This window comes from Spirosoma radiotolerans (assembly GCF_000974425.1).
In the GTDB taxonomy this organism is placed as follows: Bacteria; Bacteroidota; Bacteroidia; order Cytophagales; family Spirosomataceae; genus Spirosoma; species Spirosoma radiotolerans.
In genome coordinates, this window is record NZ_CP010429.1 from 5,342,727 (window position 1) to 5,356,789 (window position 14,063).

General features: G+C 51.7%; 12 protein-coding genes. 7 read left to right on the forward strand and 5 right to left on the reverse strand.

The genetic code is table 11. The annotated features are described in order from the left end of the window. Window positions 1-46 precede the first annotated feature (46 nt). From hppD to SD10_RS21710, 3 genes are all read left to right on the forward strand, one after another. A complete protein-coding gene (gene hppD, locus SD10_RS21700; RefSeq protein ID WP_046576687.1) occupies window positions 47-1,177 on the forward strand; it encodes a 4-hydroxyphenylpyruvate dioxygenase in 1,131 nt (376 codons plus the stop codon). 115 nt (window positions 1,178-1,292) lie between these two features. Next, window positions 1,293-2,012: a phenylalanine 4-monooxygenase gene (gene phhA / locus SD10_RS21705; protein ID WP_046576689.1), complete on the forward strand. Its 720-nt coding sequence runs from the start codon at window positions 1,293-1,295 to the stop codon at window positions 2,010-2,012. Window positions 2,013-2,072: 60 nt separating this feature from the next. Continuing rightward, window positions 2,073-2,510: a MarR family winged helix-turn-helix transcriptional regulator gene (locus tag SD10_RS21710; RefSeq protein ID WP_046576692.1), complete on the forward strand. Its 438-nt coding sequence runs from the start codon at window positions 2,073-2,075 to the stop codon at window positions 2,508-2,510. Window positions 2,511-2,535: 25 nt separating this feature from the next. Here SD10_RS21710 and SD10_RS21715 read toward each other — a convergent pair whose 3' ends face one another. Further along, on the reverse strand, window positions 2,536-4,875 hold the full coding sequence (locus SD10_RS21715) for a right-handed parallel beta-helix repeat-containing protein (RefSeq protein WP_046576694.1): 2,340 nt from the start codon (window positions 4,873-4,875) through the stop codon (window positions 2,536-2,538). A 215-nt stretch (window positions 4,876-5,090) separates the two neighbouring features. Between SD10_RS21715 and fahA the strand changes: the two genes are divergently transcribed. The 3 genes from fahA (at window position 5,091) to SD10_RS21730 (ending at window position 8,981) form a co-directional block, all read left to right on the forward strand. Then, window positions 5,091-6,266, forward strand: coding sequence for a fumarylacetoacetase (fahA, locus tag SD10_RS21720; protein ID WP_046576696.1), 1,176 nt, complete (start codon window positions 5,091-5,093; stop codon window positions 6,264-6,266). Continuing rightward, window positions 6,263-7,150: a flavin reductase family protein gene (locus tag SD10_RS21725; RefSeq protein ID WP_046576698.1), complete on the forward strand. Its 888-nt coding sequence runs from the start codon at window positions 6,263-6,265 to the stop codon at window positions 7,148-7,150. Before fahA ends, SD10_RS21725 begins: the two co-directional genes overlap by 4 nt. Window positions 7,151-7,370: 220 nt before the next feature. After that, a complete protein-coding gene (locus SD10_RS21730) occupies window positions 7,371-8,981 on the forward strand; it encodes an alpha-amylase family glycosyl hydrolase (protein WP_046576700.1) in 1,611 nt (536 codons plus the stop codon). Here SD10_RS21730 and SD10_RS21735 read toward each other — a convergent pair. Beyond that, entirely contained in the window at window positions 8,974-9,663 is a 690-nt protein-coding gene (locus SD10_RS21735; RefSeq protein WP_046576702.1) for a DUF421 domain-containing protein, read from the reverse strand. The two genes, SD10_RS21730 and SD10_RS21735, sit on opposite strands and share 8 nt — an antisense overlap. 7 nt (window positions 9,664-9,670) lie before the next feature. Next, window positions 9,671-10,360, reverse strand: a complete 690-nt coding sequence (locus SD10_RS21740) for a DUF421 domain-containing protein (protein WP_046576705.1) — start codon at window positions 10,358-10,360, stop codon at window positions 9,671-9,673. A gap of 306 nt (window positions 10,361-10,666) precedes the next feature. Here SD10_RS21740 and SD10_RS21745 point away from each other — a divergent pair, with 306 nt between their 5' ends. Beyond that, window positions 10,667-12,406 (forward strand): alpha-amylase family protein, encoded by a 1,740-nt coding sequence (locus SD10_RS21745; RefSeq protein WP_082111663.1) that lies wholly within the window; start codon window positions 10,667-10,669, stop codon window positions 12,404-12,406. 81 nt (window positions 12,407-12,487) lie between these two features. Here SD10_RS21745 and SD10_RS21750 read toward each other — a convergent pair whose 3' ends face one another. Next, window positions 12,488-13,054 (reverse strand): TetR/AcrR family transcriptional regulator, encoded by a 567-nt coding sequence (locus SD10_RS21750; protein ID WP_046576707.1) that lies wholly within the window; start codon window positions 13,052-13,054, stop codon window positions 12,488-12,490. A gap of 194 nt (window positions 13,055-13,248) precedes the next feature. Beyond that, window positions 13,249-14,052 (reverse strand): ferritin-like domain-containing protein, encoded by an 804-nt coding sequence (locus SD10_RS21755; RefSeq protein ID WP_046576709.1) that lies wholly within the window; start codon window positions 14,050-14,052, stop codon window positions 13,249-13,251. Between the last annotated feature and the right edge of the window lie 11 nt (window positions 14,053-14,063).

Consider the following 14,063-nt stretch of genomic DNA (forward strand, 5'->3'; position numbering starts at 1 on the left):
GCTATGCGACCCAGACGTCCGCACAACAAACCATCAACAAACAACTATGGAAACGCTCGAAATAGAACAACCCGTTACATCGTCGGGGGAAGACTTTTTACCGTTAAACGGTACTGATTACCTGGAGCTGTATGTGGGCAATGCCCGTCAGTCGGCCCATTATTTTCAGACGGCTTTTGGGTTTCAGCCGGTGGCGCACGCGGGATTGGCAACGGGTTTGCGCGACCGGGAATCCTATGTCGTTCAACAGGGTAAAATCCGGCTTGTGCTGACGTCACCCCTGCATGGCGACAGCGACATTGGCCGACACCTCGACCAGCACGGCGACGGCGTTCGGGTGGTGGCCTTGTGGGTTGATGACGCAAAACAGGCTTATAACGAAACAACCCGACGGGGTGCGAAGCCTTACCTAGAGCCCACCCGTGAACAGGATGAGCATGGGTATGTCGTTCGGTCGGGCATTCATACCTATGGCGACACGGTGCATGTATTTGTGGAGCGCAACGACTATACTGGCGTGTTTTTACCGGGCTATCAGCCCTGGACACCTGCCTATCGACCGGCCAACACGGGCCTGAACTATGTAGATCACATGGTTGGCAATGTGGGCTGGCACGAAATGAATCAATGGATGGCGTTCTATCAGGATGTGATGGGTTTTCAGCAACTCGTGTCGTTCGATGATAAAGACATCTCGACCGATTACACGGCCCTGATGAGTAAGGTGATGAGCAATGGAAACGGGCGGGTGAAGTTTCCGATCAATGAACCCGCCGAAGGTAAAAAGAAGTCGCAGATTGAAGAATACCTGGACTTTTACGGCGGCCCCGGCATTCAACATATCGCCGTAGCAACGGACAACATTGTAGAAACGGTGTTGGCGCTTCGGGATCGCGGTGTCGAATTTCTGACGGTTCCCGAAACGTATTACGAACATCTTGCCAACCGTATTGGGCAAATTGATGAGGATATAGACACCTTACGGCCGCTCGGCATTCTGGTCGACCGGGACGACGAGGGTTATCTGCTCCAGATCTTCACGAAACCCATTTGTCCGCGCCCTACGCTCTTTTTCGAGATCATTCAACGCAAAGGAGCCCGTTCGTTCGGGAAAGGCAATTTCAAAGCCCTGTTCGAAGCCATCGAACGCGAACAGGCGCTGCGGGGAACGTTGTAATACCAGCGAAAGAGCGAATGAGTGAAAGAGCGAATTGCTACGCAGAAGTGCTCATGACCAATTTACCCGTTCACTCATCCGCCTTTCGCTCATTCGCTCTTTCACTCTTTTTACAATGACATACTCCAACTATACCCCCGACGACCAGGCCGTTTGGCAGCTTCTGTTTTCGCGGCAGATGGCGCAGTTGCCCGGCAAAGCCAGCCAGGCTTATCTGGACGGGATTACGGCAACGGGTTTTCGGGCGGATCGCATTCCTGATTTCGAACGGGATCTCAACCCGCGCTTGCAACAGTTAACGGGTTGGCGGGTGCAGGCCGTCGATGGATTGATTCCGAACCGTGATTTTTTTGAACTGATGGCCAACCGGAATTTTCCGGCGACCACCTGGCTGCGTCAGCGCAATCAACTGGATTATTTGCCGGAGCCGGACATGTTTCATGACACCTTCGGGCATGTGCCCATGCTGTCTAATCAGGCTTTCTGCGATTTTCTGGCTGCACTGAGCCAGATCGCCCTGCATCATATCGACAGTGAGGAAGCCATTGCTATGATCTCCCGTTTGTACTGGTATACCGTTGAGTTTGGGTTGATTCGGGAAGGCGATCAGCTACGAATTTATGGCGGGGGCATTTTGTCCTCTCCTGGCGAAACAACGTACAGCTTGTTTAGCCTGGAGCCGCAACGAATTCCCTATGCCGTGGAGACATTGCTTAAAACGCCGTACATCATCGATCATTTTCAGGAACAGTACTTCGTTATCGAGTCCTTCGAACAGCTTTATCAATCTGTATCGCAAATCGAAGAGACCCTGGAGAGCTTATTAGTAAGTTAGATTGGTTATTTTTGTCAGTTGCACTCGTTGCTTCCTGCTAACCGACTCTGATTTCTGCCAATGACCCACCCATCTGATACGCGTGCTTATTTTTTCAAGATTGATACCACGATCAAGAAAATTCGGAATGCGTTGCAAAAGCAATTTACCGATGCGGGTTTCGACCTGACCGTCGATCAGTGGGTAATCATTGACCACCTGTATCGCAATCCGGGCATCAGTCAGAATACCATTTCGGAAATGACTACCAAAGATGCTCCAACCGTTACGCGTATTATCGACCTGCTCAGTCAGAAAGGCTTAACGGAACGGCGCATGGCCGATACCGACCGGCGTAAGTTTCTGGTTTACCTGACCGAAGCTGGCGAAGCGAAATATGCGGAGGTATTACCCGTCGTATCGGCCATGCGACGCAAAGGCTGGGGCGACCTAAGTGACGATGATTACCAGCACTTTGTCCGGATCATGGATTCTATCTACAGCAACATCAGCGAGTGATATCGGTTATCGGAACGCCGGAACGCTACTTTAAGGGTAAAGTCAGCCCAAGAGCCTGTTGATTGCGCATAATGGTCACGGGTAAACGCCCCGTCCAGTTGATCTGCTGCTGAATAGCAATCAATCGGCCGATGGTCGGCACTTCTTCGTTGTTTGCCGTCCGGATCACATCTCCCTTTTGCAGCCCTGATGCAGCCAGCAGGCTTTCTGTCGGGATGTTAACGACAATAACGCCTTTTTCATCGGGCAGCCCAAACGCCGACCGGTCGCCCAAACCCTGCACATTGCGAATGGTGGCGCCGAGCCAAACCATTTCCTTGACAGTATCTTCCAGTTGTGCATTCAGCAGCACGGGTAATTTGGGCGTTTCGGCAATGAAGCGCAACGCGGGTCGTTGTACGCCAAACTGGTTCATCCCAAAATTTTGAAACCCGATTTTCAGCGCCGGGCTATCGGGCATTACCCGATAATCGCCCTTGGCGGCATTCATAAACTGGGAATCACCCGCCAGACTATGTTCGTCGGTGCCGTTTTTCTGCGCTTTCAATAAGGCCGCCTGATCGGGGAACTCATTAAAATCAACCTCCTTTCCCCATTCGGTGATGCCAATTGGCGCGTAGGGTCGCATGACAATGTTCCGCCGGAAAACATCGCCACTGTTTTTGAACCACACATGCGGGTGAAAGGAATTGTTGACCAGAATATTGTTTTCGGCCACCCGGTTGAATCCTTCCCGAAATTTAAGTCCTCCATTCAGGCAAACATTATTGGTAATCAAGTAATTACTGCTCCCGTCGTCGAGGTCAATGTCCCAACCATGATCGCAGCGGAATCGGTTATTCCGGATGATCGTTGTCGCCTTTGCATCCAGGTCGATCAGTTCAGGATGAGCCGCCACCAGGCTGTCCATTGTAGCCCGATTAGGATGCCAGAACCGGTCGCGGCCCCACGAATTGAACGAGCCGTGATCGCCCGTTTCGAGTACAGTATCGAACACGTCGTTGTATTCCAGCAGGTGCCCGCCCCAGGTGCCCTCGCTGATGTTTATCCCGGCACGTGGCACCTGATAAATGGAATTATGCCGGACAACGATGCCGGAAGCCATCGAAATCTCAACACCAGCGGCTTGTTTTTCGAGCTGTCCGATGTGATGAATCAGATTATCCTCGGCCACACACTGGGCCGGGTAAGCCTCACTTTTGGGACCGGGCAACCGATCCTGTTTTGCATACGGCACAAACTCCTCATACCGAAAAGCCGGTGAACGAACGGCCGATGAGTCACCCACGAAACAGATAGCGCTGGCACCAATGGCATGAAAGTAAGACCCTTTCACAACGGAGTTTCGATTGTAGGCACTCATAAACAGCGCGTTACCGCCCAACTCCGTAAACTCGCAATTGGTAAACTGGCAGTTTTCGGTGTTTTCCAGAAAAACGGCAGCTCCCCGGTAAATCATCCAGTCGCTGCGTAGAAGTGGCTCGTTGGTTTCCATAAACGTCCGCTCGGCGTTGACGAACCGGATGGTGTGAACGTGTACGTTTTTCAGCGGATCCTTCGGGTTTCCTTTGAGTTCAAGCAGCCCTTTCAACCGCGATACGTCAATGCGTGCGGTCGTTAAGTTGACGCCCGGTGGCGGCATGAGCGACAGCACATGGGTTGTTCGGTTATAAAACCACTCACCGGGCGCGTCCAGTTCTTCGGCAATGTTTTCGACAAACCGCTCCTGCGGATGCATGGGTGCCGGGCGGTTGTTCTGCCAGCCGCCTTCGAGTTTCACCTGACCAGCCTCTTTTCCCGTTATCCGGTAGTGAAAATCGCCCCATTCGCCTTTGTGCAGAGCATGCACATAGCCTCCTTTTGGCGCTTTCCAGCGCCTGATTCGTTCGTCACTCAAGGCGTCGGCGGCTGTACCGTTGTAGACACGGGCTTTGGCGTCATAATTCGGGTAGCGAGCCAGCACCTGTTTCTGACCATTGACCAATAACTGCTCGAAGGCAGGTCCTGTAACCACTGCCGTCCAGATGCCGTTCGGGTTCTTTTTCCAGCGAAGCTGCAACCGTCTTCCCCCACTTAGCTGGGCCGTTTCGGTTTGGTAGTTACTAATGGTCAAACTCTTTCCCTGCGTAATTTGCGGATCGATACGGACCGTTTTGGGCAGATAGTAAATGCCTTTTCGCAAAAAAATCTGAACCTTATCGGAAGGCGACGACTTTACTTTCGTCAGTGCCTTTTCCAGACTCGCCAGCGGCCGGGCGAGCGTACCCGGATTGGCATTGTTGCCCGATGGCGCGACAAACAACTGAGTTTGTGCGTAGAGAGTCGATGTCGCCAGAAAAAAAACAGGAACGATCAGGTTTTTCATGTGGATGCGAAACGGCTTAACACAAGGCATGTTAACAAGAGAAGGGTAGCGAATTTGTTTAGTTTAGGCTATCATTACCCCTCATTCGCAGCGATACCTTTGCCGGTCAGGCAAACATAATAAAGACTACTGTCATTATATAATTGACTTATGCCCCAGGTACGGGCGGCAGTCGATGTTGGCGCGTAGTCGTTCACCAGCCATTTTTCTGTCTTATGCTTTACGGTATTTTCAGTTACGATACGTCGACGCCCAGAGTGGGTTTTAAACACAAGGATTATGTCCTCGACCTCGAAGTGGTGGCGCTACTTGGTTATTTTGACAGCCTCGCCGTTGACCCCGTGGTGTTTACCAAACCCGTCCTGAATGAGTTTATCGCCCTTGGCAGGCCAACCCACCAGGCTATTAAACAGCGGCTTAGGGAGTTACTCGACAATGAAGCCAGCACGCTGGCCGACGTTCACGACCAGGTATTCATTCACGCGTCGCGGGTACGCATGCATTTGCCCGTTCGTATCGGCGACTATACCGATTTCTACGCCGGAATTCATCATGCCGAGCATGTAGGCCGTATGTTCAGGCCTACAAGCGACCCGCTGCTCCCTAACTACAAACGCCTGCCGGTCGCCTACCACGGCCGGGCTTCGTCCATTGTTGTATCGGGAACACCTGTCCGTCGGCCGAGTGGGCAGTTTCTGGATGGTGATCAAGTGACGTTCAGCCCGACGAAAGCCCTGGATTTTGAGCTGGAACTGGGCCTGATCATTGGCAAATCGTCGGCGCTTGGCGAGCCGATTTTCATTGATAAGGCTGAAGAGTACATCTTTGGCGTCACGCTCTTCAATGACTGGTCGGCGCGGGATATTCAGCGCTGGGAATACCAACCGCTGGGACCTTTTCTGGGCAAAAACTTTGCATCGAGCTTGTCGGCCTGGGTGTTGCCGTTTGATGAACTGGAGCCGTTTCGCGTGGCGGGTATGCCTCAGGAACCAGCCCCTCTCCCCTATTTGCAAAGCAGCCAGCCCGGCCATTTCGACCTCGATCTGTCGGTTTGGCTACAACCCGCCGATGGTGACGACGTCTGCATTGCCCGCTCCAATGCCCGGTATCTGTACTGGAGTTTTGCGCAGATGATTGCGCATCATACGATCAATGGCTGTAACCTCAATATTGGGGATGTGCTGGCCACCGGCACTATTTCGGGACCAGATCCCGGCAGTTACGGGTCACTATTGGAAATAAGCTGGAATGGCGAACGCCCCCTCCATGTATCTCATTCGGTGGCCCGGACATTTTTGGCCGATGGCGATACAGTAACCTTACGGGGCCGGGGTTTCCGGCACGGCTTTCTGGCCGATCTAGGCGATGTAACAGGAACTATTCAATCATGAGAACAATCAATCCAGCCGATTTACAGCCCAATGAATTCTACCGGTTCATGATCGGAACCATTGGCCCACGACCCATTGCCTTTGCCAGTACGATAGGAGCCAGCGGAGCCGTTAACCTAAGCCCCTTCAGCTTTTTCAATATCTTTGGCTATAATCCGGCCACGCTAGTTTTCGCCCCAAGCCGGAACCGGCACGGCCACAAAAAACACACGCTCCTGAACCTGGAGGAAGTAGGTGAAGTCGTGATCAACATCGTCAATTACGCGATGGTTGAGCAAATGTCGCTGGCCAGTGCCGAATTTGAACAAGGCATCAACGAGTTCGATAAAGCGGGTTTTACAGCGATTTCGTCGGATCGGGTGCGCCCACCCCGCGTCGCCGAATCACCGGCGGCTTTTGAGTGCGTCGTGAAGCAAATCATTCATACGGGCGATGGCCCCGGCGCGGGTAGCCTGGTTATCTGTGAGGTGGTTATGGGCCATTTTCACGATACTATTTTCGACGCCAAAGGAGCCATTGATCCAAACCAACTCGACCTGATTGGGCGTATGGGCGCTGACTGGTATTGCCGCGCCCACGGGGATGCCCTTTTTGAGGTAGCCCGGCCGCAAGTCGGGATTGGCGTCGATCAACTGCCTGCCGATATTCGGAACAGCGCCATTTTATCCGGTAATGACCTGGGAAAACTCGGCAGCTTTCAGGCCTTTCCTACTGCCGAGGAAATAAAGGCCTACCGGGAGTCCGGCGCATTGACGGAATTAGTTGACGAAGCCCGGAACGGTTGCCAGTATTTACCGGATTTGCTCCATGTACGGGCCAAACGACTCCTCATTGAAAACAAGGTGAAAGAAGCCTTGCTGACGCTGCTGGCAACGCAGGGATGATAACCATGGCGCTACTCCCGTGGTCCGTGAGGACACGGACCACGGGAGTAGCGCCACATCCTTATTTCACACTCCTGGGCAAAACCAAGTTAACCATCGGCTGTTCTGAGCTAATAAGTATTCAAGTACAAGTGTTTTGTCTGGGCCAGGCTCTGGCTTGGCCCAGACAAAACACCCATATTCCCGGCGTAAAACTCAGGCTATAACAAAGCCTCAACAAATGACCGAACCGCATCAGAACTACCTGTGGTGGCAGGAAGGAATTATTTACCAGATTTACCCCCGATCGTTCCAGGATAGCAACGGCGATGGAATCGGCGACATTCCCGGTATCTCGACCCGGCTCGACTATGTGCAGTCGTTGGGCGTTACAACCATCTGGCTATCGCCGATCTTCCCCTCGCCTATGGCCGATTTCGGCTATGATATTTCTGACTACCAAGACGTTAGTCCGCTCTTTGGCTCACTAGCCGATTTTGATGTGCTGCTGACCGAAGTCCACAGCCGGGGCATGAAATTGATTCTTGATCTGGTGCCCAACCATACCTCCAGTCAGCATCCCTGGTTTCTGGAATCCCGTTCCTCGCGGGACAATCCGAAACGAGACTGGTACATCTGGCAGGATGGCCGGCCCGACGGATCGCCACCCAACAACTGGCTCAGTGTATTTGGGGGCAGTGGCTGGGAATGGGACGAACCAACGCAGCAGTACTATTATCACGGATTTCTGAAGGAACAGCCGGATCTGAACTGGCGAAATCCAGTCGTACAGGAAGCCATGTTTACGGCCATACGCTTCTGGCTGGACAAAGGTGTCGATGGTTTTCGGGTCGATGTGATCTGGCATCTGATAAAAGATAATCAACTGCGCGACAACCCCGTCAATCCTGATTATGAGCCGCACATGGCTACCTACGATCAGTTGGTGCCCGTCTACTCCACTGACCAGCCGGAAGTTCATGACCTGATCCGGCAAATGCGCCAGCTTGTAGACACGTATGAGGAGCGACTACTGATTGGCGAAATTTACCTGCCTGTTCAGCAGTTGATGGCCTATTATGGTGTTGATGGCAATGAAGTGCATCTACCCTTTAACTTTCAATTGCTGCTGTTACCCTGGGAAGCTCCTCAAATCGCCACGGCCATTGCAGAGTATGAACGGGCGTTACCCGTCAACGGGTGGCCCAACTGGGTACTGGGTAACCACGACCGTCCCCGGATTGCGAGCCGGGTAGGAACAGAACAGGCTCGGGTGGCGGCTCTGTTGTTGCTGACGCTTCGGGGTACGCCTACGCTGTATTATGGGGATGAAATCGGTATGCGGGATGTTGCAATTCCGTTCGATGAGGTGCAGGACCCGCAAGGCCTGAACATGCCGGAGAAGAACCTGAGCCGCGACCCCGAACGAACTCCCATGCAATGGAACAGCCAACCCAATGCCGGTTTTACGGAAGGCAAGCCCTGGCTCAGGCTGGCTCGTGATTTCGCCCGCCAAAACGTTGACCAGCAACAGGCAGACCCGTACTCGATGCTTGCGCTCTACAAACGGCTGATCGACCTGCGGCAGCAGGAGCCCTCCCTAAAGGCCGGTGATTATTTACCAGTCTATTCGGATGCACAACTTATTGCCTACATCCGGCATATAAAGAACGCCCCGAGGTTCCTGATTGTGCTGAACCTAAGTCACCATCCCGCTTATTTTACGTTAACGGATCACGCACTAAAAGGCATTGTCGAAGTGGCTACGTTGCCTGAATGGGAAGGCAGCTTTATTAGCGAGACAATTAGTTTGGGTGGGGATGAGGGTATCTTGGTCAGGCTAACTACTTGAGCGCCGGAACCCACTCCTGATGCCCGCAACGAGCGCAGGCATCGGCTTCCCGACCGGATGCTGGTTGTGGGTTTCCGCAGTGGTAGCAAACACAGTGCTCCGGGGCTTTTTCCTGTTCGTCAATAAAGTCGGTATCCCATTCGGGCAATAGCGAAAGGCCCGGTTTAGGCTCCGGTTCTTTAATGAGCGTAAATTCCCCATTCGCTTCGATATACAGCCGCTTCACGTGTCCTAAATGAATCAATCCGCTTGAGCGAAGTTGAGCAAAGAGCAGTTCACGGGTCATACGGGCCTCTTTCATGGCTTTCAGCTGGATAACGGCATTCTCGACCAGCGTACTGTTAATATCCTGAGAAATACCTTCGAACGTCTCATTTCTGGATGCCCAGTACGAAACAAGCCGCTGGGTGCTTACCACAACCAGTGCAATAATGACAGCGGGCAAAAGCCCTCTGCTGGCGTCCAGAATAGGAACTCCAATGGCGGCTGCCATCGAGACCATAGCGGCCATTTCATTCCGGCTTAGCTGAGACGACATACGGCGGCCCATCAAACGCATCGACACGACCAGAATGAGGTAGACGACAGCGGCCCGAATCAGAATTTCAACGTAAAAACTTCCCGGCACTTCCCCGAGGAAAATCCGTTGCCAGTCGGCCAGGTGAATTGCATCTTTTTTCATGATGAACTTAAAGAATCGCGTCTACCCAGTTATCAGTCTGACAAACGGCACAAGGTCCCGGCTTTGGCAAGGCGGCAACGGTGTTTCCACAATTGGTGCAGGCGAGTTGCTTATCATCCGTATGCTCGTAAATAGTTCGCACTTCATCGTCGGCGGGCGGCAGCACCGACAAGCCGGGCTTACTCTGGTCATTTTCGTAAATACTAAATACTCCGTAGGCCTCCAGGTAGAGACGTTTCACTTTACCCAGATTATACACATTCTCGCTCCGCAAAGCGGCAAAAATTTGCTGATGCGACAACTGATTCGATGTCAGTTGCTTCAGTTGAATAATGCCGTCTTTGACTAAAACAGTTTCCGTTCCCTGAATCAACTTTTCGGCTTTACTGCTCTTGAACCCCAGTAAGTTTGTGCCTCTCAAAAATGTAAGCGCGCAAACCAGCGCCACCACCCCTGATAATAACCCCCGATCAGGTATCTGCATAGCCGGAGCCATGATCGCGCCCATAGTAAGCATAACGGCCAGTTCCAGATTGGTAAGCTGTCCGTTCATGCGTTTGCCAAGCAGTCGCATAATGACCAGTAGTACCAGATAGATGAACGATGTACGCAGAAACACTTCCAGTAAAAATTCGACGGGTGCATCCCCGATCAATATTCGTTGCCAGTCCTCCAACCAGATATTCTCTTTTTTCATTTTCGCTTAACTGTCTGTACTATAGAATTGATTGAGTAATAGGAAAAAATCTATCTTTATTCATGTACCGTTGAAAAAAGGGTGTATAGAGCGTTTCCTGGCCTGTTCTTTCCGATCTACTTGCTCCTAAATTCCCTAAAGGGGACTTTGGCTCCTAGGCAGACAAATTTTCCTTTAGGGCAATCACACAAAACCAAACAAGTTCAGTCCTTCATTTGTAAGCCAGACAATCAGGAAATGAGCAAAAGGGTAACAGGATGGTTCATCAACTGGTTGGATTAGTAGTCGAGCCATTCTTACGTGTCTATGAAACAACTCATTCTTGCTCTTTTTATCGGTATCCTTGTATCCTGCCATTCCAGCAATACGAAAACAGACGCAAATACAGCGCCCCCAGCCCCGCTCCCAACTGATTTTATTGAGGAATTGTGGTATAAAAACGGCCTCGTGTATAGTGTCGATGTCGAGGTCTTTAAAGACTCCAACAACGATGGCGTCGGTGATTTTGACGGGCTGACCCAGCAACTGGATTACCTCAAAACAATAGGCGTCGAAACCATCTGGCTGGCTCCCTTCCAGCCCAGCCCCAACGAAGACGATGGCTATGATATATCGGACTTTTATGGCATAGATAAGCGCCTGGGTACGAGCCAGGATTTTGACGAATGCATCCGTCAGGCCAATCAAAAGGGAATTCGAATCATGATGGATTTAGTTACGAACCACACGTCCGATCAGCATCCCTGGTTTCAGCAGGCTCGTCGGAGCAAAGATTCGCCCTACCGGTCCTGGTATGTATGGGCCAAAGAGCGCCCGAAAAAATGGGATAGTGGCATGGTGTTTCCGGGAGTTCAAAAAGATATCTGGACGTACGATAAACAGGCAGGCGAGTACTATTACCACCGCTTCTATGAGGCCCAGCCAGACCTGAATATGCAGAATCCGGCGGTGCAGCGAGAAATGCGGAAAATTATCCGGTACTGGCTCGACAAAGGCATAGCTGGTTTTCGGGTCGATGCGGTTCCGTTTCTGATCGAGGTAGCCAATGCAGACTTCGACCCTGACAAACCCGAACATCAGTTCGACATGATCACCCAACTGCATCAGTACAGCCAGTGGCATAAACGGGATGCTATCCTGTTGGGCGAAGCCAATGTAGACCCCAAAGAACAGGAGCCTTATTTTGGGAATGAAGGGCAGGGCATGCAAACGATGTTTAACTTCTTCGTCAATCAGCATTTATTCTATGCGCTGGCTACCGGCGAAACAGCCTCGCTAAAAGAGGCTCTGAACGCAACGAAGAACATTCCCCCCACAGCCCAGTGGGCCAACTTTCTCCGCAACCACGATGAAATTGACTTAGGTCGGTTAAGCGATACCGAACGGAGTAAAGTGTATGCCCGGTTTGGCCCCGACACCACCATGCAACTCTATGACCGGGGCATTCGTCGGCGCTTGGCACCCATGCTGGGCGACCCACGCCTGATCAATTTGGCCTATAGTGTACTCTTCTCGTTGCCTGGTATGCCCGTTATTCGATACGGCGAAGAGATTGGTATGGGCGATGACCTTAGCCTGAAAGAGCGGCTGTCGGTTCGAACGCCGATGCAATGGTCAGCGGAGCCTAATGCTGGTTTTTCGACATCGGCCAAACCCGTTCGGCCCATCATTAGCCAGGGACCTTACAGCTATAAAACCGTTAATGTAGCGGCTCAACGCGCGGACTCGTCCTCGCTCCTAAACCGGATTAGCCACTTTGCCCGCCTTCGGAAACAGTGCCCCGAAATTGGCTGGGCAAATGGGAAAATTCTCGACACCAACTCCGATCATGTGGTTGCCATTCAATACGACTGGCAGGGACGCTCCTTAGTGACAGTCTATAATTTTAGTTCGGAGCCTCAGCAATGCCAGGTGAAAAGCTCCATCAAAACGGGTCTTACACTGGTCAATTTATTCGACCAGACAAACAATACCATTGGTGGCAGTGGGGCGGTTTCGATTAAGCTGGCAGGCTATGGTTCAGCCTGGTATCGGTTGAAAAATTAAAGCTGTACCCACGGGCTTCAGCCTGTGTTTCATGAATGAGTATACAACACGGGCTGAAGCCCGTGGGTGGGTACAGCTAATTCAGCACACGTCTTTAGCTTCATACAAAGTCAGGCCTTTTTGGGTTAGCAGGCCACGAATAAAATGATGCTTTATGGCCGTTTCGGCGCCTGTGTACGGTATATCCCATTGACTTTGGGCGGCCCACAGCCAGGCCAGAGCGGGTTCATCGACATCAGGCCGATACAGTCCCTGCTCTATACCCGCCCGGATATTGGCGGCCAGAATCGTGTTGATGTAGGTTGTCCGAAATGCCTCAAATACACTCCAGACGGTTGGATAATGCCGTTCAATATCACGCAGTAAATTTGGATTCGTCGTTTGGCGGTAGGCAATAAGCCGGTCCCAGATGCGTAAGGCGCCAACGATTGGATTCGAGGCCAGTGTATGAATGACTCTGGCTTCCCGTAAGTTCTCATCCAGTTGCGTTTCCAGTACCAGCCTGACGAGTTCTTCTTTGTCGATAAAATGCTGGTAGAGCGTCTTTTTGGAAATGCCCAGTTGGTGGGCAACGTCGTCCAGACGAACCGTACGCACGCCGAATTGATTAAATAGATGCCTTGCCTCGGCGATGATCCGTTCTTTCACTTCCTGTCGTTAATCATTGTCTGTACGACAAACTACGGATTTAATAACTATGTTCTACAGGTGGGTTCAATGAACGATATGTATATACGTAAACCACTTTCGGTTGCCTTTTTACATTGCTGTGTTCAAAAAAACCGCCGATGCACGGATTAACGGCATCGGCGGCTTATGCTTATGTATGTGAACTCGCTTGCTTACACCAGGAATGGTTTAACAATAGTCGTCACCTGCTCACGGGTCAGTGGCTCATCGAAGGCTTCGGTAATGCCTTCCAGCGGTACCTGGCCCGAAAGTAAATTGGCCAGGTTGATGCCCTTCTGTACCACATTGTCTTCACCCATGTAGACCATAGAACCAACCGATTGAGGTAAGCCCGACAGGCTGGCTAGTGGAATCCAGCCTTTTTGTCCGCGCATGTACCGAATCCGGGCAGCGTGTGCTGCTTCGGTAGCGTGAATCCGTAGAGCTGTCTCCAGAATGGGTTTGGCATTCATCAAATTAGGCGCCTGACCCTTATAGGCCCGCACACCTGTATCTTCGAAAGCCTGCGAAACGGCTGAAAATGTCTGAAAATTGGTGAAGGTATCCGTAAACATACCCTTGGCCGAATAATCGAAAGGTGGCTTAGCGATGGCTTTCGGTCCCAGTACCGTCTTCAGCAGTTTAACGTGCAGCTCCTCGTGCCGACGGATGTATTCGAAAGCTGGCTTAAATTCATTAGGAATCAGGCCTGGTACGTTGGTACCAAATTCGTAGAAGTCGGATTCAAGGTATTCCAGCAACAGCGCAAAGTTCAGTACGTCTACTACATTCTGAGGCAACTCACTGCTTTGGCCATAGGCTTTAGTCAGCGCTGAAGCCATAATGGCGGGAGCCGCCACAGCTACAGTTTTGCGGGTTAGTGTACTGAATAAGCCCCGACGCGACACATGTTCCAGCCGGTCAAAAAACGCTTCGTCAACCTTGTCGAGTTCGGTAAAAATAGATTGGAGATTCATAGTTGTTGAAC

Bases quoted from the DNA above. Each gene is read 5' to 3' on its own strand.
- SD10_RS21725 (WP_046576698.1), top strand. From the start codon at position 6,263: ATGAGAACAATCAATCCAGCCGATTTACAGCCCAATGAATTCTACCGG.
- SD10_RS21715 (WP_046576694.1), bottom strand. From the start codon at position 4,875: ATGAAAAACCTGATCGTTCCTGTTTTTTTTCTGGCGACATCGACTCTC.
- SD10_RS21730 (WP_046576700.1), top strand. From the start codon at position 7,371: ATGACCGAACCGCATCAGAACTACCTGTGGTGGCAGGAAGGAATTATT.
- SD10_RS21755 (WP_046576709.1), bottom strand. From the start codon at position 14,052: ATGAATCTCCAATCTATTTTTACCGAACTCGACAAGGTTGACGAAGCG.
- SD10_RS21745 (WP_082111663.1), top strand. From the start codon at position 10,667: ATGAAACAACTCATTCTTGCTCTTTTTATCGGTATCCTTGTATCCTGC.
- SD10_RS21735 (WP_046576702.1), bottom strand. From the start codon at position 9,663: ATGAAAAAAGATGCAATTCACCTGGCCGACTGGCAACGGATTTTCCTC.
- SD10_RS21710 (WP_046576692.1), top strand. From the start codon at position 2,073: ATGACCCACCCATCTGATACGCGTGCTTATTTTTTCAAGATTGATACC.
- SD10_RS21740 (WP_046576705.1), bottom strand. From the start codon at position 10,360: ATGAAAAAAGAGAATATCTGGTTGGAGGACTGGCAACGAATATTGATC.
- fahA (WP_046576696.1), top strand. From the start codon at position 5,091: ATGCTTTACGGTATTTTCAGTTACGATACGTCGACGCCCAGAGTGGGT.
- phhA (WP_046576689.1), top strand. From the start codon at position 1,293: ATGACATACTCCAACTATACCCCCGACGACCAGGCCGTTTGGCAGCTT.
- hppD (WP_046576687.1), top strand. From the start codon at position 47: ATGGAAACGCTCGAAATAGAACAACCCGTTACATCGTCGGGGGAAGAC.